Here is a 20,180-nt window from a genome sequence, read left to right as displayed (position 1 = left end):
GTTGCGGCCATACGCAACGCGCGGGCTTCTTCATCAAACTCTCCCGATCAATAATTACCAATCACACTTCAACTAACCAACAACAGACTTATGAATACAACACTTTCACGATTGCATCGCCGCGCTGCGGCTGGGCTTGGCCTGGCGGCGGTGGTTGGCATGAGCTTGCTTTCCTCCTGCGACAAAACCATTAGCCAGCCGGAGGACCCGACGTTCGTCCCCACCAGCAACGATGTCACCGGCGGAATTTGGAAAACCTACGTGGTCAACGCCGATTCGCTGGTTGCGATGATGGCTCCGTTAGATTCCACCGACGACAAGTACAAGGCGGAACTCAACGAGATCAAGCAGCTGCAATCGGCCCTGACCTCGCAGCAGATGGCAGATATCAAATATTGGAGTGCTGGCGCAGTGCTTCGCTGGAATGAGGTTGCTCGCAATCTGGTGATCAAATACAACGTGGCTCCGGTGGTGGGTGCCGCGCCGAACCCGATGAAGCCTTTTGCACACCCACCGTTTGCTTCGCGTGCGTACGCGCTGCTTAGCGTTGCGCAGTATGACGCGTTGGTCTGCTCCTGGAATGCCAAGTTCAAATTTGGCCGCCGTGCTCCGTTCCATGCCGATGCTGGAATCAAGCAGATTGTGACGGTAGTGAGCGATCTGCCATCGTATCCATCGGAGCATGCAGCGGTTGCCCGCGCTTCTGCCGAAGTGCTGAAGTACCTGTTCCCTGGCGACTCGGCCCAGATTGAAGCGCAGGCGGCGACGCACATGGATACCCGGGTCTGGGCAGGCGCAAATGTTCCTAGCGAGATCCTCGCCGCCGACAGCTTGGGGCGGGTGGTTGCTGCGCAAATCGTGGCCTACGCAAAAACCGACAACGCAAACAAAGCCGGCGGCGATGCTGCCTACTGGACCAACGCTGCCAACTTTACCGACCCCACAAAATGGAAAAGCCTTGAGATACCATTCCGCGGCGGCATGACCCCAGAATGGGGGAAGGTGAGGCCCTGGAATGTTCCCGACATCGTGGCCATTCGCCCGGGACCGCCACCGGCGCTTGGCTCGCCAGAATTCAATGCGGCACTGAAGCAACTGCGCGATATCAGCGATGACCGTAGCCGCGAGCAATGGCGCATCTCCGACTTCTGGGCCGACGGCGGGGGGACGTCAACCCCACCAGGCCACTGGAATATTATTGCCGAGGACCTGATTCGCGAGCATGGCCAAAGCGAGCTTCGCGCCGCGCGCACCTTGGCACTGCTGAACACGGCAATGATGGATGCTGGCATTAACTGTTGGGATGCCAAGTACTTCTACATGTTCCCGCGTCCTTCGCAGATGGATCCCGAAATCAAAACAGCAACCGGGCTTCCAAACTTCCCATCGTACACCTCGGGCCACTCCACGTTCTCGATGTCGGGGGCCACGGTGTTGGGGTATGTCTTCCCCGATCACAAAACTGAGCTTGAGGCAATGGCTGCCGAAGCAGGAATCTCGCGGATTTATGGCGGCATCCATTATAACTTCGATAACGATTCGGGCGCGGCGTGTGGCAATCGCGTGGGGCAGTTTGCCATTGCACGCGGCCGTGCCGATGGCTCGTCGCAGTAATTGCTGCGTCACCCTCTCTCTATCTCCAACTCCATTTCTGGGGCAATCGTATCACCTACGGTTGCCCCAGTTTTTTTGCTGGCTGTTCCTTCTCCACCGCTCCTTGTTGTATCTTCACAACGTCATGTCACGGTATCACAAAACTGATCTTTCCAACATCTCCCTAATCTCCATTGCCGGGCGCCACAGCAAGGTGTCGGAAAAAGAGTGGGCGCAGCCGCTGCCGGACGGGGGGACCTTCGACCAATTCATCGAGACGTTGCCCGACATCCTTGTTGCGCGGGATCTGAAGGCGTTCGTGCGGCACGCTGCCGAATCGGTGCGGCTTGGCAAACCGTTTATCCTGATGATGGGTGCCCACGTGGTGAAAGTGGGATTGGCCCCGCTGGTGTGCGACCTGATAGAACGCCGCATCCTAACCGGGGTGGCCATGAACTCCGCTGCGGCAATCCACGACACTGAAAGCTGCTTGTTCGGGGAAACCTCCGAAGACGTTGCCGCCACCATCACCGACGGCACGTTCGGGATGTCCAAGGAAACGGGGGAGTTCATCAACGGAACGCTCCGCCAGGCGTGGGAAGGGGAGGATAGGGAGATCGGATTTGGGGAAGCATTGGGCGAAAAGCTGATGGATGCTGGCACCGGACGCCCCTCGATTATGGCCACGTGCGTCCGGCTTGGGGTCCCGATTACGGTTCATGCTGCCATTGGGACCGACATCGTCCACCAACAGCCAACGATGAGCGGTGAAGCCACGGGGGAGCTGAGCTTCCGCGACTTCCGCGGCCTGTGCCACCAGCTGTTCCAGCTTGGCAACGGCGGCGTGGTGATGAACGTGGGATCGGCAGTGATCCTTCCCGAGGTCTTCCTGAAAGCCTTGACCGTTGCGCGGAATCTTGGGGCCGATGCCTTCCATTTTACCACGGCCAACTTCGACATGATCCAGCATTATCGCCCCCGGGTGAATGTTGTTCAACGCCCCACCCAGGATGGCGGGCGCGGCTTTGCCTTCACGGGGCACCACGAGATTATGGTCCCGCTAACCTTTGCGATGATCCGCGCCGCCCTTGCCGCCAACGGCATTGCCCGGCCATAACTCCCCGGCCATCCCATGAAACTTTGTGGCTCGATTGTATTTTTGCCGCTAAACCTCCGTTTGGCGCGGGGTGTCATGGGGGCCAACTGTTTCAGCAGAAGGAGAAAGAAGGGGGGGGAACCGTAGCCGATCTCCGCATCAAGGCTTCCTGAAAATTCTCACTGGTAATTCTCACAACGTCCGACATCAATAGCCATGAAAACACTTGCACGACTGCTTTTTGGAATGGCGTTTTTCCTTAGCTGCGCAATTGCGTATGCCCAAGAAGGGGACGCGCCGCAGCCATCCACCGACAACCCCCAAGTTGCTGCCGACACCATGGGAACAGCCTTGGAATATGAATTCACCAACGACTTCGACGTGATCTTCAAAGCCGTCAAGCAAGGGTTGGAGAAAGCGGGATACGAGGTGGCGTACTCCAGCAAAAAGCGGCAACTGATCGAGACAGCCTACAAGAAATTCGCCACCGAAGATGATGATTTCGATGAAGTCATGTCGGCCTATGGCGATGTCCCGTACATCCGCTCGCCAGGATGGACCGTTGGACGGGGGAAAATCAATGTGACGTTCGAGCAGTTCGAGGGGAACCGCGTGGCGGTGCGGGTGCTGGCGGTGCTTAGCGGTTACGAGGCGCGATTCACGAACCAGTGGCACTACTGGAAATCCAACGGCAGGTTGGAAGAAGAAGCCCTGGCCGCCATTGTGGAGGCCGTCGAGGCGATGAAAGGGCCGTAAGCAAAATAGAGCGGGGGATGGAGCGGGGAGTTTTTACTAAACAAGATTCAACTGCACTGAAGTTTGTTGCCGGGCCATGCCACCGCATGGTGGTATGGCGGCTTCGGTGCAGTTGTTTTATTTCTGCTGTTTTCGGTGCCCGGCTGGGATGCCGCCAATTCTTTATCCCCCCTGTCCGCTTCCTTCCCATTGAGAGCGGAAACCAGCGGCGAATGCTTCACATTCCTTACCAATCGCCAATCACCTTCTTGGAAAACTTTAGCTATTTTGCCCGCCGATTATTGCGGCAACGGGCCCAATGCGGGGAAGGATAACTCCCCCACGGTTCTGGTGTCATCATTGCGCACGTTGTGGGAAGGGGTCTCCTTTTTGCCGCTGCGCGTTGCAAGGGTTAAGGATGCACCAACTGCGCCCAAGCGTTCCTGCCGAATCGAACCGACTCCATACATGAGACTGTACTACCGAATCTTCCTATTTCTTGCCAGCTTCCTCGGCGTTGCCACATTCCTGATGGCCGGGCCGCGGATTGAGGTCCCCCCTCGCAGGCGCTGGGCCTTGTGCTGTGCGACTCCGTTCTGGTTGACTCCGTCAAGGTGAAAAACACCGGCGATGCGGACCTGACGATCAGCAGCACGTCGCTGGCCCCAAGCGGTTCGGATTTCACCATTATCCGGCCAACAGGTTCCTTTACCATCCGCCGTGGGGATAGCGGCTACGTGGTGATTCGGTTAAAACCAACCGGGCTGGGGTCGCGTTCGGCCACCTTAACCATCAACAGCAACGACCCCAGTAATCCCCAACGAACGGTCATCCTTTCTGGCGAGCTGAAAGTTTATACCGCTTCGCTGGACACCGCGGAAATTGATTTTGGGGAGATCTGCACCAACACCGTGGCCTACGATACCCTGCAAGTGTTTTACGATGGTGGGATTGATGGAAACATCGGCCAGATCACCCTAAGCAACGGCGCAGATGTCAAGACCTTCCAAATTATCCGCCCCGATAGCACTTCCGAATCCCGCGCCCTGAAGTCACAGAGGGATACGCAGCAAGTGGTTGTTGCTTTCAGCCCCACCCAGCCAGGAACCTTCAGCAACGTTCTTCAAATTCCGGTGGGCCAGTGCAATCTGATTCTTCGGGTGAACGTTCGGGGAATCGCCATTGACATTGATGCCCGCCTCAACTCCGCAAGCAGTGTCAATTTCGGCAGAGTTCCTGTGGGAAGGCCCCCGGCCCAAACGCCCGTTACCTTGCAACAGTGGGGGCGGTCCAACGGAAGGATTATTGACCTTTTTATCACCCCACCAGCGTATGCCTCGGAGTTCATCCTTCCCATGGGGATTATTGGCCGGGTGCTTGGTCCCTCGTTTGTTGAATCGTTCAGCTTCAGCTACCGCCCCACCAAGCTGCTGAAGATTGACAGCGCATATATGTGCGTGGTCTTCGGCGGCGGAACGTGCTTGGATACCGTCTGCGTGAAGGTCCAGGGGGAAGGGGTTGCCCCGCTTCTACTGTTCGACCGCGCCCAGCTTTCCCACTCGGCCGATTCCTGCTCCGAACCGGTGGAGAAAATTTTCGACACGGTCCACCTGTACAACTACGGAACCTATCCGGCAAACGTCGGGGCCGCCAGCAGCGACAACGGACGCGTGACGGTCAAGGAGCCGCTAAGTGCCAGCCTTCTTCAGCCCGGGGACTCGCTGCGGGTGGTAATCCAAATTGAGCCAACCAAACCTGGCGCAACCACTGCCAAAATCACCCTGCCAACGGATGACCCCGACTCCACCAAACGGCAGATGGTGATTGACATCACCTTGAAGTTGGAAAGCACCGTCATCAAACTTCTGCTTCCCGACAGCAGCGTTGTTCCTTCCGGGATTGACTTCGGGACCGCCTACGGTTGCGGCCCCCGAACCGATACCTTCCGGCTGAAAAATGCCGGCACCTTTGCAGGCAGTGGTCAATGGCGGGTTTGCCCAGGGGACGGCGTTCAAGCTCTCCCCTCCGCCCCCGTACCCTCTGCTTGGCAATGCCGACACCTCCATCGCGGTACTGTTCGACCCACCAGCACCGGGCGAGTACCGCGACACACTCATCTTGCAAAATGGAAGTTGCAGCGACCAAGTGATTCGTGTGGCAGTGGTGGGGCGGCGGTATCAAGTTTCGCAGCAGATCACGGGGATCAATTTTGGTCCTTCGGTGGTGGGGCAAACCCGCTACGGGTCCTCCACATTTATCAACACCAGTGCCACCCCGTTGGAGACAAAGATGCGGGTGGTGGATGCGTTTATCCGCCCGCCAATGCCGGAGTTCGTGATCCCGTCGAAAGCACAATTCCCGTTGGAGCTTGCGCCGAACGAAGATTTCACGTTCGACGTACTCTATCGTCCCACCGGCTCAACAACCTCCAGTGCCGAGCTTTGCTTTGTCACCGAGAATCCCTGCCTTGACACGATCTGCGTGCCGTTGGACGGGTCCGGTGTGCAGTCGGATATCTTCGTTCGCCAAAGCGTTCTGAACTTCGGGACCCGCTTCACTTGCCAAACCGACACCACGCTGCAAGTAGCCATTGTGAACTTGGGGAACCTGCCGTTGCAGATCCTTGATTTGGTGCTATCGGACCCCGGGGCGGTGGCGTTTGAACAAGTTACCCCGGTGACGAAGCCGCATCTGTTGCAGCCGAAAGATTCGTTGTTGGTGGCGTACCGCTTCATCCCCGATCGCGCCCCTGCCGATGGCATTGTCACGGCAACGCTGAATGTGGTGTCGGACGATGCCCGCCAGGACACCGTCAAGGTGCTGCTGACGGCGCGCCGCCGCAGCTACTCAGTAAGCGCGCCAACGTTGGTGGATTTTGGGCGGACGCTGGCGGGGGTTCCACCTTCGCCAACCCGCACCGTGACGCTGGTGAACAACTCACCCGACACCGTCCGGATTGACCGCTTCGATATCCGCCCCCCGTACACGGTTCTTCCCCCAATCCCCTCCAAACTTGGACCCGGGGATACGGTGGTCCTGACGGTGGAATTTACCCCCCCCGACACGCTGGTGTACAACGACACGCTGCGGGTGATCTTTGGCGGAGTCTGCGTTGATACAACCCTGACGGCACTGACGGGGGAAGGCCGCCCGCCGGTGGCCGGTTTCTCCGACATCGTGATCCCCACAACCCTGACCGGCGCGCCGGGCGATACGATCCTGATCCCCATCATCCTGCAGAATTCTAACCTGCTGGAGGAAGTGGGCGCAACCACCTTGCGGCTGCGGCTACGCTACAACCACTCGATGCTGGAGCCGCTGCGGCTGGCCGATGGAAGCGGAAGGTTCGGGAAGAAGGAGGCAATCACCACCGCAAGGATATTGAACCGGACAGTGCAAGGGGATGATATGCTGCTGACGTTGGAGCTTACCAACAACCCCGTCCCAACAGCCCCCGACACGTTGGGGATGATAGAGACTGCGGTGCTGCTGGGGAACAACACCACGACTACGCTCCGCATTGATTCGCTGGGGTGGGCCGATGCCTTGATGAAGAACACCCAAACCGACGGGCTGTTCACGCTGAAAGGATACTGCGATGCCGGAAGCAATCGCTTGCTGAAAGTGTCGGGGGCGTTCGGTATCATCTCCATCAGCCCCAATCCGTTCAATCCATCCACCGAGATTGTGTTCGAGACGGTTGAGCGTGGCGCGACGACGCTTGCCATCTACAACGCCGCAGGGGAGCGGGTGGCAACCCTTGTTGATGGGGAGCATCTGCCGGTGCAAGCTCATGTCCGGTTGTGGGATGCAAGCGCATTCCCCAGCGGCCTGTACTACGCCGAATTGATAACGCCAACCCAACGGAGCATTCGCCGGTTGGTGCTGGCGAAGTAAGTGCGCTTTTTCTCACGCGCTGCGGCAGGCCGATAACCAAACCAATCAAGCCGTGGCAACCGTTCCCCCGACAACCGATTTCCAATCGTTCATGATTTCCAATTTCATACAGCGATTCTTCTGTACCGCAACGCTCCTGGCGTTTGCCGCCGCCCCTTCCGTGGCGCAGCTTGCCGGGCAGGAGGATGACGCGCCCCCTGCCGACACGCTTGCCATGCAGCGGATGCAATCCCGCGTGGGTGGGTTTGCAAACCTGGGCCTTAACCTGCACAGTGCCAACTTCGCGGGAATCCCCGAGGCTCCGAACTGCATGCCCCTTGATGCCGCCAACTTCACCGGCGGGACCTCGCTGGGGATTGGGGTCGGCGGGTTGTACGAGCTTCCACTATCGCCGCAGTTGGATATTTCCGGGAGGATCGGGCTGCAGACGTTGGGGATCACCCAAACGGTCTCCGCCAACATCGGCCCGGTGCGCCAAGCCGATGGAACCATTGTTGAAGGGGTCAGCGAGTACAGCTTGGAGTCGTCGCTGATGATGGTTGGGGCCACGCTTTGGGCCGGCTATCGCCCCCTTGAGGGCCAACCGCTAACGGTCCGTTTGGGGCCGGAGTTCGGGATGATGATCGGCAAGAGCTTCACCCAACAAGAACAGCTTGCCTATCCATCCACCGCAGCATTTGTGGGGGCCGACGGAGGGGAAACCCGCATCCGCAACCAAGTCAGTGCCGATATGGAGAACGTGGGATTGCGGCTTGCGCTGGCGTTGGGCGTTGATTACGAGCTTCCGCTGAACAACCGCAACACACTCTTCCTGGTCCCCGAGCTTGCCTATGCGCTGGGGTTGGGGGGATTGCGAAGCGACCTTGATTGGAGCATCAGCCAGCTGCGGCTTGGCGCGTCGGTGAAATACTCACTGCCGCTTCCGCCACCGCCGCCGCCACCGCCGCCGCCACCGCCGCCGCCACCGCCGCCGCCACCACCGCCGCCGCCGCCACCGCCACCTGCGTTGGCCAGCACGCTGAACATTGCAGGGCTTGATTCCAACGGAAGCGAGGGTGCGTTTGAACGGCTGCGGGTGGAGGAATTCATCAACACGCAATCGCACAGCTTGCTGACGTACATTTTCTTCGATGAAAATTCATCGGAGATTCCAAGCCGGTATGTGATGTATGGATCGGAGGCCCCGCAGCGGTTCAGCATGGACTCGCTGATAAACCGGGGGACGTTGGCGGTCTATTACCAATCGCTGAACGTGCTGGGCTTGCGGATGAGCCAGAACAGCGGCATGAACGTCACCCTAACCGGAACAAACGCTAATCGCGATGCCGAAGCGGGGAACACCGCGCTTTCCAAAGCACGCGCCGAAAGGGTGAAAGAATACTTGACGAAAAGCTGGGGGATTGCCCCCGACCGGATCCGTGTGGAGTCGCGCAACCTTCCCTCCACCGCCAGCAACTCCGACGAGCTGGATGGCCAAGCCGAAAACCGCCGTGTGGAGATCACCACACGGGACCAGGATTTGCTGGAACCGGTCACCACCAACGACACGCTTCGCGCCACCAACCCGCTGGTGGTGCGGCTGCGGCCCGAAGTGAAATCGGAAGCAGGGGTGAAAGAATGGACCCTGACCGTGACGCAAAGTGGGCGCACGCTGAAGGAGTTCAGCGGCGAAGGCCCCGTGCCGGAGTATCTAGATTGGAACATCGCCGAAAGCCAGCGCGACATCCCGATCACCCGCTCCCCAGTTGCGGCAAACCTTGTGGTGCTGGACCAGAAGGACCAACGGAGCCAATCGGGGAAACTGATACCGGTGGATCAAGTCACCTTGCAACGGAAGCGTACCGAAGGGCTGGAGGACCTTGCGTTCGACCGCTTCAACCTTATCACCTTCGAGTACAACCAAGCCGGTCTGTCGCCAGCAAGCCGCCGGATTGCCGAGATGATTAAGAACCGAATCTCGCCAAAATCTACCGTGAAAGTTGTGGGCTACACGGACCGCTTGGGGGATGAAGATCACAACCTGAAGCTCTCCGCCGCACGTGCCAAGCAATCGGCCAAAGCGCTTGGCATTCCGCAGGATAACGCCATGGGCGGGGGGAAAACACGGAGTTGTTCGACAACAACCTTCCCGAAGGACGATTCTACAGCCGTACGGTGGAGATCAACATCACAACCCCAATTGATGCCGGAGGTAGCCGGTAATCTTCCCGCTGCATCAGGCTGCTGCATCAGGCTTTGGATTGGGTGATGCGCCGAGCCTGTTGGTTTCTCCCTTTCCCACGTGTCCACTGCTACGCAAGCTGCGGTGCGGGGTGCAAATGGAGGCAGCCATGCCGGGGAGCGGGCCGCGCCCCACTCCGCCGGACGGCAGCAGGGTTGCGCAAACAAGATAGATGAACACACATTTGACCGACTGGTGGAGCCTATGAAAACGCCGACGTTCCTTCTGTTGATGCTGATAGCCGTGTGCAGTGGGGCGATTGCCCAGCCGCAAATCAGCTACATCATCCCCGACATCGGCACGCCGGGAATGAACACGTATGTGGAGATCATCGGCCCAACAACCGGAAGCGGGAACTTCGGTGCCGATGGCCTGTATCCCAACAATCCCGGCGATCCGGTCCGCGTTGAACCAAACACGACTGCCGACGCTGCCAAAATTGTGGTTGGCCCAATCGTGGTAAGCTGGTCAGGGCGGATGATTGCCACGCAGGTGTTTGTGAAGCCAGGCGTTGCCAACGGAACCGTCCAGCTGAAAGTGACGGTTGGCGGAAGCAGCAGCACCGTGGATTTTGAGATTGTTAGCCCGCAGAATTTGGGGGCAATCGGCAACGGCGTGTTGGATGCTGGCAGTCCTACGAACGTTATCACCCTAGGCTCCGGCGGCACTGCCGGCACCCGCTCCAAGCGTGGCGCAATGATTGTGCAAACCCTTACGCTGCGGAACGGAACCTTCACCGTCAGCACCACCGACACCGACCCTGGCACCCCGGGAAACCAGGGATTCCTCCCGTTGATTCTGATCAGCAAAAAGAACATCGCCATCAATTTCGACGCTACCCTGAAGCTGGATGCCAGCGGGCTTGACGGGGCCGCTGGCGGCGGCGGCGGCGGCGGAAAAGTCTGCGACGGAATAAGCGGCAACAGCGGAACCAATGGCGGAAAGGGCTACACCGGCGGTGGCAGCGGCGGGCAGAATAACGCCATTGGTGGCAACCAATACAACAACAATCCTGGTGAGTCATCGGGAACCAGCGGCAATGGGCTGAACGGGGCAAAAGGTGGGGGCGGCAACGCATCCAATTGCGGCGGCCCCGAAGGAACCGGCGGCGGAACCGGGCACCCCTTTGGAAAAGGGGGCGATGGAGCCTGCGAAGGCCTGGTGAATGGCCAATATGGTGGCGGAGGTTCCGGTGCTCAGCAACAAGCGGGTGGCGGCGGTGGCTACGGCACGGCCGGGGCCGCTGGCGGGATAGCAAGCAATGCCGGCAAATCGCACGGCAACGTGTATGGCGTTCCGGTTGCGGGGGGGTCGGGTGGCGGCAGCGGCAATCCGCAGACACTGACTTTCGGCTGTGCAGGGGAAGGTGGCGGCGCTGGCGGCGCGGTGGGGCTGTTGCCAACGATATCCTCACGAACTCCGGCTCAATCTTTGCCCGTGGCGCAAACGCTACCAATCCTACGGGCGCCACGTCTAGCACTCCCGGCGGAGGGGGCGGGTCGGGAGGATACATTGGGTTGGGGTCCAAAATTCAAGGGGCGTTTGGGGGAACGGGGGACGCCAAAGGGGGGAACGGAACCAATGGTGGCGGAAACGGCGGGCAGGGGCGCGCACGCTACGATGGCTTTGTTGCAACCGGCCTTACCGTGACCAACTCTGCCAGCACCTACATTGGTCCCACCACCGATACGCTAAGCACGATGTGGCTTGGCGAACGCGCCATTACCGGAACGCGGAACGGCACGGACCAAATCCGCGTCTATATCCGCAACGATAACCCCAACGCGCAATGGACATTGCTTCCGGCCCCCAGCTACAACGGGCGGCTGTGGTCCATCACCCCAACATTGGCGATGCTGCAGGCCGGTTCGGCAACGGGAAATTTTTACGTCTGCGCGGTCCAGGGCGTACACCGTCAACGCCGATCCGTACAACCAGAATCCCCAATGGGTCTTCTCTCAGTCGGCTGCCGACATCGTGAACATCCAGCTGATTCCAAAAATCAAAACCGACCAGCAGCAGCTGGCGATTGGCCTTGTGGTCTGCACCGAGGTTCTGCTAGACACCCTTGTTGTCACCAACGAAGGGGATGCGCCGCTGACCGTCACCCCCTCCATCTTCGGCCCTAATCAAACGGACTTCACCATCCTTCCACCCTACAACACCGGGTTCACCGTTGCCCCTGGAAGCAGTGTGGAGATGCAGATCCGGTTTGCCCCAGCAGTGTATGGGAACAAGACCGCAACGCTGCGCCTTGACAACAACGACCCTCGTGGCGGAAAAAGCCCCACCGACATCCCCCTTTCCGGCTCGCGCCGCCGGATCGAGGCTTCGCTGAACAAAACTCAGCTTGATTTCGGCAGGGTCTGCTTCGGGCAATGGAAGGAAGATAGCGTGGAGGTGACGTTCATCGGGGATGTGGATGACCAGATTGTGGGAATCCCCGCCGTGCTTGGCGCGCCAAACCGTTTTAGCGTTACCGCCCCCGACGCAACCTCGCTGGACCTGAATGCCCCGACCGATAAAAAATGGGTTCGGATACGCTTCCAACCCGATGCCGCCGGCACGTTCAACGACTCGGTTCGGATTAGCGTTGGCCAATGCACCATCCCCCTTTTGGTGAAGCTGCGCGGGGAAGGGGTGGATACCCGTTTGGAGTTCCAGCCCCCGTTGGATACGCTTCGGTTCCGCGAGGTGCTGAACACCACATCGCCGCCGCAGAACATCACGATTCGCGGGCGCGGGACCTCGCGCGGGACCATCACGAAGGTCTATCTGGATCCGCCAAACAACGACTTCAGCATCCCAACAACGCTGGCCGGAACCAGCTTGGATCCGCTGCAAACCAATGGCGGAAACGTCACCTTCCGCCCAACAACCATTGTGGGCTATCCGTACGTTGGCAACCTGTGCATCATCTTCGGGACGGAGTGCCCCGACACGATCTGCGTGCCAGTGATTGGTGAGGTAATCAACGCCAAACTGCTCCTTTCGCGCGATCAATTCTTGATAGCATCGGACACCTGCCAGGACCCTCCGCTTCCGGTGACGGACACCTTCAAGCTCTCCAACCCGGGAACAATTCCGGTGAAGATTTTGAACGTCACCACACAGTCGGGGGTGATTACCGTAACGCCACAGGCGGCCAACGGCGGGACCGATCTGCTGCCGGGCGATTCCATCACCTTCACCGTGACGTGGCAGCCAGGGACCTCAGGGACCGACGTGGTGATTATCCGCACCGATGCCACCGACCCCCAGCAACAGACGCTGCGGATTGGGGTTGCCCTGCAACGGTTGTCGTCGCGGATTGCGCTGCGTGATAAACAGGGGGGGGCCGCGCCCACACTGCTGGATTTTGGCGCGGCATTCAAATGCACCATTCCGAAGCTGGACACCATCCGAATTGCCAACACTGGTGACTTCGACGAAACCATCCGCGCACGCTTTGCCGATGGGCGATATTTCACGCTGGGAACCACCCCGCCAATCTCCGTTGCCAAAGGGACCGAACGCCTGGTGCCCATTGCCTTCAACACCGCGGCCGCCGGGGTCCATATCGATACCCTGATCCTTACGGATGACCGCTGCAAACGGGAGTTCCGCGTGGCGCTTCGTGGGGAGCTGGTGGACCTGCAGTACGACGTTACCGGCATCACCTTCGGCCAAACCAATGTTGGATTTTCCAGCGGTGGCTACGTCCGGTTCACCAACAACAGCAGCGTTCCGGTCACGGTCAGCCAGGCGATGATCCGGCCCGCCGCCGGGTCGGGCTTTGCCACGGGAAAGACGAACGTCCCGATCACGCTAGGCCCTGGGCTAAGCATCTCCGACAGCGTCATCTTCACGCCGCTATCGGAGCAGCCGTACGCTGCCGATTACTGCTTCATTGTCACCTCACCCTGCCTTGACACCGTGTGTGTTCCAATCACGGGCCAGGGGATTCAGTCGGCGGTGCGGGTCACGCCGAACCCGCTGGATTTTGGCATCAACATCCCCTGCGACGACGACACGCTGACGCTGACGGTTGAGAATATCGGCACTGCCGACTTTGGGCTGAACGGCGTGACGCTTACCAACAACACGGAGAACGTCTTCGAGCAGCTTACCCAAACGTGGAACCAGACCGTGAAGCCAGGGCAGAAAGTGGAGATTCAATATCGCTTTGTCCGTAGCCGCGCAGCAACCCCGGGGGTGAAGCAGGGGACGATCACGATTTACACGAACGATGCCAAGCAGCCGGTGATCCAGGTGGCGGTGCAGGGTGAGGTTGGTCCCGCGCTTGTCGCAATCCCCGACCCCTACGACTTCGGGATTGCCGACGTGGCCGTTGGGGCGTTTGTGGATGGGAACATCACCGTGCAGAATCGTTCCAACAGCGACATCACCGTTGCCGGAATCGTGGCTCCGTCGCCGTTCCAAGTGAACGGTTTTGTTCCACCGCAAACCCTGAAGCCTGGGGAAACTTTGATGGTGGCCGTGCGGTTTGCCCCCACCGACACGGGAACCTTCCAGCTTCCGCTGTGGCTAATCCAAAACGCGCCGTGCAGCGACACCAGCATTGCGATGCTGCGCGGAATTGGCGAACGGATTCCGCAGGGGATTGCCACCATCACCATTCCCGACACGGTGCGTGGAACGCCGGGAGACCGCGTGGCGATTCCGATTCTGCTAAGCAGTGGCTCCGATCTTTCAGCATCGGGGGCAACCACGCTGCAGGCAACGGTGCGGTTCAACGGCTCGATGCTCTATCCCGTTGCCGCACGAAGCAAAGGGGAGAGCGTGGCCAGCGGAAAAGCCGTCACCGGGGAAGCAACAACCATTGGAAGAATCATCGCCAACACCCTTAGCGGAAGCGACCGGGTGGTGACGTTCAGCCTTGCCAACAACCCAATGCCAACAACCGCCCCCGACACGCTTGGATTCCTTGATGTTGTGGTGGCGTTGGGGAACGCAACCGTCACGCCGATTACGTTCGACACCCTGTTCTTCAGCGACGGGAAGGCCACCGCCACCGGAAGCAACGGCGCGTTCCTGCTGGATGGATATTGCGCCATTGGCGGAAACCGAATCGTGAAAGTGAGCGGCGCGTTCGGCATCAAGATGGCCGCGCCAAACCCGTTCAATCCTTCAACCGATATCCATTTCGAGACGGTGGAGGATGGGGCAACATCGCTGGAAATCTTTGACCTGTACGGGCGGCGCGTTGCGGCATTGCTGGACCGGGAACAACTCCCCACGCAACCGCACGTTGCCACTTGGGACGCAGGCCGCCAGCCAAGCGGCATCTACTACGCAGTGCTGACCACCCCAACCCAGCGAAGCATCCTGCGGCTGATGTTGCTCCGGTAAATTCCGTTGGCCGCCGCAAGCAAATGCTGCCCAGCATCCGTATTCATCGCGGTGCTGGGCAGCATTTTTTTGCTTTCCTGCAATTGCCTCTTTGGCATCTGCGTGCGTCGCGGTAGATTTCGCGCCAAGTTGATAGAACCATGATGGAGCAGCATGGGGAACATTCTTTCTTGAACAAGAGTTCTTCCTGCGGCAGCCAATTCCGCCAGCACCGACGAACACATTTTTCCGCAACACCAATGAAACCGATCCGCCTGAATCTTCCCACGCTTCGGACCACACAAGCAGCCCACCCTGCGGGGGGCGCGCCGTTCTCTGGCAATGCGTTGTTCCGGCCCGGGGGACCGGCGGTGACGCGGCGGCAAGTGGTGAAAATGGCGGGACTTGCTGCGATTGGCATTGCGCCAGCGGCAGGCACGGTTGCCCCGTCGTTGCTGGGCGATTTGGAGATGGTGGGTGGCCGCAAGCGCGTGGCGTTTTTGCTGGGGGGAAAAGTTCGTTGGGAGATTAACACGCAGCGGTTTGGCGGGTTCCCAAAACTTTCCGTAACCCGCACCAGTGCCGCCATTACCGTGGGGTTGCACGATGCGCGATTCCCCGGCACCACCCTTCCCGCCAATCTTCACCTGACCATCCGCCGCGGCCTTTTTGGATGCCGCGCCACGCTACGGATGGAGCTTGGCAACTTCCACGCCGACTTCCCTTTTGAACGCTGGCTGCTTGGGATGAGCCGTGCGGAGTCGCAGGTGGAGTTCCCCGACGGCCAGGCCGTTGCCGATGCCGCCGCGGTGCTGCGCGGCAAAGCCCACGCAACGTTCGCGCCCGATTGGAGCCTTGCGTTGCAGGGGGATGGAGTTGTGGAGATCAGCCACTTCAACACCGAAGGGGAATCGCAAACAATGGCCGACGGGCTTACGCTGCAACTGATGGACCCAGCCGCGCCAAGCCTGATTGATGAACCGGTTGCCCGCCGAACAAAGCTGGTGATGGAACGTGGCCAACGGACCTGGGCTTTCCTTCCGGCCATTGCGATTGGGACCCGCTGGAACGCTGCCGCCCAAAACACGTTCGACCGCCTGACGATCGAGGCTGGCGAAAGCCGCGCGCGGAACACACGCCACGCACTTCTTGCGGAGCATCTTGGCGATGGACCTTCGATTGCTGTTGCCACCGGGTTTGGCGTGGACCGCAACGGCAATCCGTTCCAGCTTCCGGTGCGGTCGGCAGCGTATGCCGTGGCGTTCGGGTCCGACGGAACCCGGCACCAGGCCCTGATTGGCCGATACCCGCAATCCCCCCTTTGGCTTCACCGCGACGGCGTTAGCCTTGAGGTGGCCGATGCCGAACATCTTCCTCCGCTGGAAATCACCGAAGCGAACGGGCGCGCCGAACGGATGGAGATTGCCCCCGCGCTGCGGCGGTTCCATGCCCCAATGCCGGGCGCGATTGCCGACCCCTCCTTCCTCCCCGAAGGCTCCCGATTGAACCTGATGCCCGACACCACGTTTGTGGTCCCGAAAGCGCCGGTGATTACCAAGCCGGGCGACATCACCATCGGCACAAAGGGGATGGACGAAGCGGCGAAGAATGCCGATAAACTCAAAATGCTTCTCCCGGGAACACCGGATGGGGATAAGGTCCAGCCAACAAGCCCCAACCCGTTTCCGGCCAACCTCACCGTCTCCGTTGTTCGCCCGAAGGACCTGCTGGTGCTGCGGTTCGAGTTCGTGAACCTTGCGTTGCAATACCGCGAGGGGTCGGGGAATTTCCTGGTGCGTGCCGATGGCGACAAAGCCGCCTACTTGGTGGTCCACTTCCCGCCGCAGAACATTGCCGAGCAAGCCTTCTTCGAGACTTCGAACGAGGAGAACTACGCCCCCGCCAAGAAGAGCGACGGCAGCCCAATCGGCGCGAACGATGCGGGGTATCCCCCCGCAGGCAGTGGCGAACCTCCAACGCCGCCTCCGGTAAAAGCCCGAATCGCCGGCCCCAGCCGCCTTGCATTTTTGATCCCGAAGGAGATCACCACCATTCCCTACACGCTGGAGGCACTGCTGGATTGGTCACGGTTGGAGCCAAGCCTTCCCTGGGTTGCGCTGCCGCCGCCACCGCCACCGCCGCAAGTGTTGCTTGGCGGCGGGGGGGTGAAAGCTGGAACGGTTGCCCCGAAAGACTTTGACCAAATCACCTACAAAGGGAAGGCACGTTCGGCAAAATCGGCCAACGCCATCAGCGTGAAAAAGAAGCTGAATGCCGAGGTGCAGATTGATGACGGAATGCAGCAGAAGGTCGCCAACGAAATCGCAAAATCTGGCGGGCTGAACAGCGAAAAAGCTCAGCAGGCGGCGGCCACAACAGCACAGAAACCGAAAGCACGGAAGAAGAGCGGTGGCGATGATGAATTCTACGGCTATCTAAGCATGGATATGGGGCTTAGCTGGTCGGCAGAGCTTGGCGCGTACTTCGGCATCCGCGAGCCGTTGCTGACGGAGACCGCGCTGGAGACCCCGTACCGGCTGATCCTTTCGCCAAATCGTTTTGGCGGCTGGGCGCACCTGCAAGGTCCGGTGACGCTTCCCACCACCAACCCAGCAACCAACGGAAGCAGCGAGCGGACCGAGCTGTGGCACACGCGGCTTGGGGTGATGCGTTCCAGCAAAAACAAGGCTTGGGTGGATGAAGATTCCGATTACTACCGGACCGTGCGCGCGGTGTGGTCGCCCGATTACGTGAAAGGGGGGCACGCACCACACTACAACCCCAGCGATCCCATCACCATTGAAAGCTCCATCCGCAACCCCTTCCGAATGTCGCTGGATGCCTTCGACCGCGACGAGCTGGTGAAGCTCACCAGCGACTTCACCCTTCCCGACACCGACGAGCGCGTGGTCCGCGTGGACCGGCTGATGCTTAGCTCGCTTGGCGCGTGGATGAACGTCCGTGGCGGGTGGGATGTGCCAATCGCCAACCCGCCGCTATCGGTGGAGGAGTGGCGGCACCGCGCAACAATGGGGCGAGACCATTACGTGCGGGTGGTGTATAAAGGCTTCCTGTTTCCGTTTGGCCACCGCGCAAGCCTGATAAAAGTTACCGAGCGGAAGTTCCACGCAACCGGCAACTACATGACGGCCTATCTGCGCCAGCGGATGTACATCGTGGTTCGCCAGCCGGAGAAGGAGTATCCAGCATTTGGCCAAAAGAACGACGCGCGCGACTTCCCCTTCCGCCGCCTTCGGATCACCACGCTGGTGACGCCGAACCTTGAGGAACCAAGCAGCGACGCGGTGGTGGTGAACGGGTCCAACAAAGGGCAGTCGGCATTCTGGCCGAATGTTTCGGCCAAGCCGTTCCAGTTCCACCTGATTGGAAGCGACTGGGAGGGGAGGAACATCGAGTTCACCTCGCCAGCAATTTTCATCGAGAACTCCGTTGCCTACGACCCCGCCACCCTTGCCGCCGCCACGGTCAATCTTGGCAGCAAAACCGACCGCAGCCGCCGCGAGATGCGGGGGCAGACCATCGCCTTTGCTTCCCCCAAAAAATCGGGCGACACCGCCTTCACCGTCCAGACGCTGACGTTCACGGCGTACGTCCCTCCGGTTTCGGAGCTTTCCCAACTCTCGCTCCAGCAAAACGATCAGCCCCGGTTTTATCCGGTGATGAAGGAGTCGGAAGTGGAGATGGAGTCGGTGAAAGCGATTGCGGGGCTTGGTGGCGCGGTCCCGATTGAGTATCCCGAAACCTACATCAAGAACGGATTCAGCGGCGCGGCGGGGGACCCGAACGGGAACAGCGGGCAGGTGTTTGCAAAGCTGAAATCGGTGGTGGGAATGGTGTTTGGCGGCGCGGGCGCGGGGACCGAAAAAGTTGGCGGATTGGCCGCGCCCAACATGAACATCAGCGGGTTGTCGCGGCTGGCCGGGCCGGTCAGCGGGGACCTTGCTTCGATGGCAAAAGGGGCGTTCGACCCCGCGCAATTCTTTGCCGGGTTGGATGTGGACCTGCTTGGCGGAATCTCGCTGATGGACATCGTCAAAGCCGTCACCGGGTTCGACCTTAGCATGGAGACGCTGAAGAACACGCTGGAAGATGAGTTGGTGAAAGCCGGAAAACAAGCCACCTCCGAACTGTTGGCCATGCTTCCCAAGTCTCCGGTTCCGGCATTCCTCTCGCAAATTATCTACGAAGCGGAGTCGGCCATTGACGCGGCATCGAAGGCCGCCGAGGCTGCCGAGGAAGCAATCAACCGGATTCCGAAGGAGATTCAGATCATCTTCAAATGGGACCCCGAGGTGGATTCGTTCGGGCCGTTTTTGGTGAAGGGGGACAAGAAGGACACCTTCTCGCTGACGGCAATCACCACCGTTCCGCTGACGGGGAAAGCGCCCAGCTTTGCCGTCAACGCCTATCTGAAAAACTTCGCGATTGACCTGTTCGAGATCATCACCATCAGCTTCGATCTGGTGAAGTTCAGCGCCGACAGCGGGGCGAAGATGAACGTGGATCCAAAGATCAAAGCGGTGGAGTTCGGCGGGCCGCTGGGGTTTGTCAACGAGCTGAAGGAGTTCCTGAAGTTCGGCGATATGTTCAGCATTGACATCCAGCCAACGGGGCTGCTGCTGACGGTGAACATCGGGTTGCCCGACGTTGCCGTTGGCGCGTTCAGCCTGATGAACATCAACCTGGGCGCGACGCTGACCCTTCCGTTCACCGGGGACCCGGTCCGCTTCCGTTTCCATTTCTGCGAGCGGGAAAGCCCGTTCCGCCTGACGGTGTACATTTTCGGCGGCGGCGGATTCTTCGCCATCGAGCTTGGGATGGATGGCCTTGAGCTGATGGAGGCCGCGTTGGAGTTCGGCGTTTGTGCCTCGATGAATATCGGCGTAGCCAGCGGATCGGTCTCGGTAATGGCGGGGATTTACTTCAAGATGGAAATGAAGAATGGGGAGGAGAAAATCTCGCTGACGGGGTACGTTCGGGCCAATGGGGAGCTAAGCATTCTGGGGCTGATCACGATTTCGGTGGAGTTCTATCTGGGCCTAACGTGGGAGAGCGGCCCGCCGGATCGCGTCTGGGGGGAAGCCAGCGTCACGGTAAAAGTGGAGATTCTGTTTTTCAGCAAGAGCTTCACCCTTACCGTCCGCAAGGAATTCGTGGATCCGCCCCCACCAAAGCTGAAAGAGGTGATCGAGCAACCAGAGTGGATGGAGTACCGCCGAGCATTTGCGGCAGCGTAAAGCAATGGAAAACAAACAGCCCCAACCGTGGAAGGTTGGGGCTGTTGCA

8 protein-coding genes are annotated in these 20,180 nt (G+C 59.7%); all 8 read left to right on the top strand.

Annotation, left to right across the window (positions count from 1 at the left end):
- The first annotated feature begins 90 nt into the window (after positions 1 to 90).
- The 8 genes from IPM61_04495 to IPM61_04460 all read left to right on the top strand — a co-directional run bounded on the left by IPM61_04495 (position 91) and on the right by IPM61_04460 (position 20,131).
- On the top strand, positions 91 to 1,614 hold the full coding sequence (locus tag IPM61_04495) for a phosphatase PAP2 family protein (protein ID MBK8910569.1): 1,524 nt from the start codon (positions 91 to 93) through the stop codon (positions 1,612 to 1,614).
- Between the two features lie 124 nt (positions 1,615 to 1,738).
- A complete protein-coding gene (locus tag IPM61_04490; GenBank protein MBK8910568.1) occupies positions 1,739 to 2,710 on the top strand; it encodes a hypothetical protein in 972 nt (323 codons plus the stop codon).
- Between the two features lie 195 nt (positions 2,711 to 2,905).
- Positions 2,906 to 3,445 carry a hypothetical protein gene (locus tag IPM61_04485; GenBank protein MBK8910567.1) on the top strand — a complete coding sequence of 180 codons (540 nt, stop codon included), beginning with the start codon at positions 2,906 to 2,908 and terminating at the stop codon, positions 3,443 to 3,445.
- A 1,935-nt stretch (positions 3,446 to 5,380) separates the two neighbouring features.
- Positions 5,381 to 7,321 (top strand): choice-of-anchor D domain-containing protein, encoded by a 1,941-nt coding sequence (locus tag IPM61_04480; protein MBK8910566.1) that lies wholly within the window; start codon positions 5,381 to 5,383, stop codon positions 7,319 to 7,321.
- 91 nt (positions 7,322 to 7,412) lie between these two features.
- Positions 7,413 to 9,569: an OmpA family protein gene (locus IPM61_04475; GenBank protein ID MBK8910565.1), complete on the top strand. Its 2,157-nt coding sequence runs from the start codon at positions 7,413 to 7,415 to the stop codon at positions 9,567 to 9,569.
- A gap of 177 nt (positions 9,570 to 9,746) precedes the next feature.
- Positions 9,747 to 11,192 carry a hypothetical protein gene (locus IPM61_04470; GenBank protein MBK8910564.1) on the top strand — a complete coding sequence of 482 codons (1,446 nt, stop codon included), beginning with the start codon at positions 9,747 to 9,749 and terminating at the stop codon, positions 11,190 to 11,192.
- Positions 11,193 to 11,519: 327 nt separating this feature from the next.
- The gene (locus tag IPM61_04465) at positions 11,520 to 14,894 is read left to right on the top strand and encodes a choice-of-anchor D domain-containing protein (protein MBK8910563.1); all 3,375 of its coding nucleotides are present in this window, start codon (positions 11,520 to 11,522) and stop codon (positions 14,892 to 14,894) included.
- Between the two features lie 239 nt (positions 14,895 to 15,133).
- A complete protein-coding gene (locus IPM61_04460; protein MBK8910562.1) occupies positions 15,134 to 20,131 on the top strand; it encodes a hypothetical protein in 4,998 nt (1,665 codons plus the stop codon).
- The last annotated feature ends 49 nt before the right edge of the window (positions 20,132 to 20,180 follow it).

It is taken from the genome of Chlorobiota bacterium, assembly GCA_016710285.1.
Classification (GTDB): Bacteria; Bacteroidota; Ignavibacteria; order OLB7; family OLB7; genus OLB7.
The sequence above is the reverse complement of the archived record's forward strand: the minus strand, read 5'-3'. Positions and strand labels throughout refer to the sequence as shown.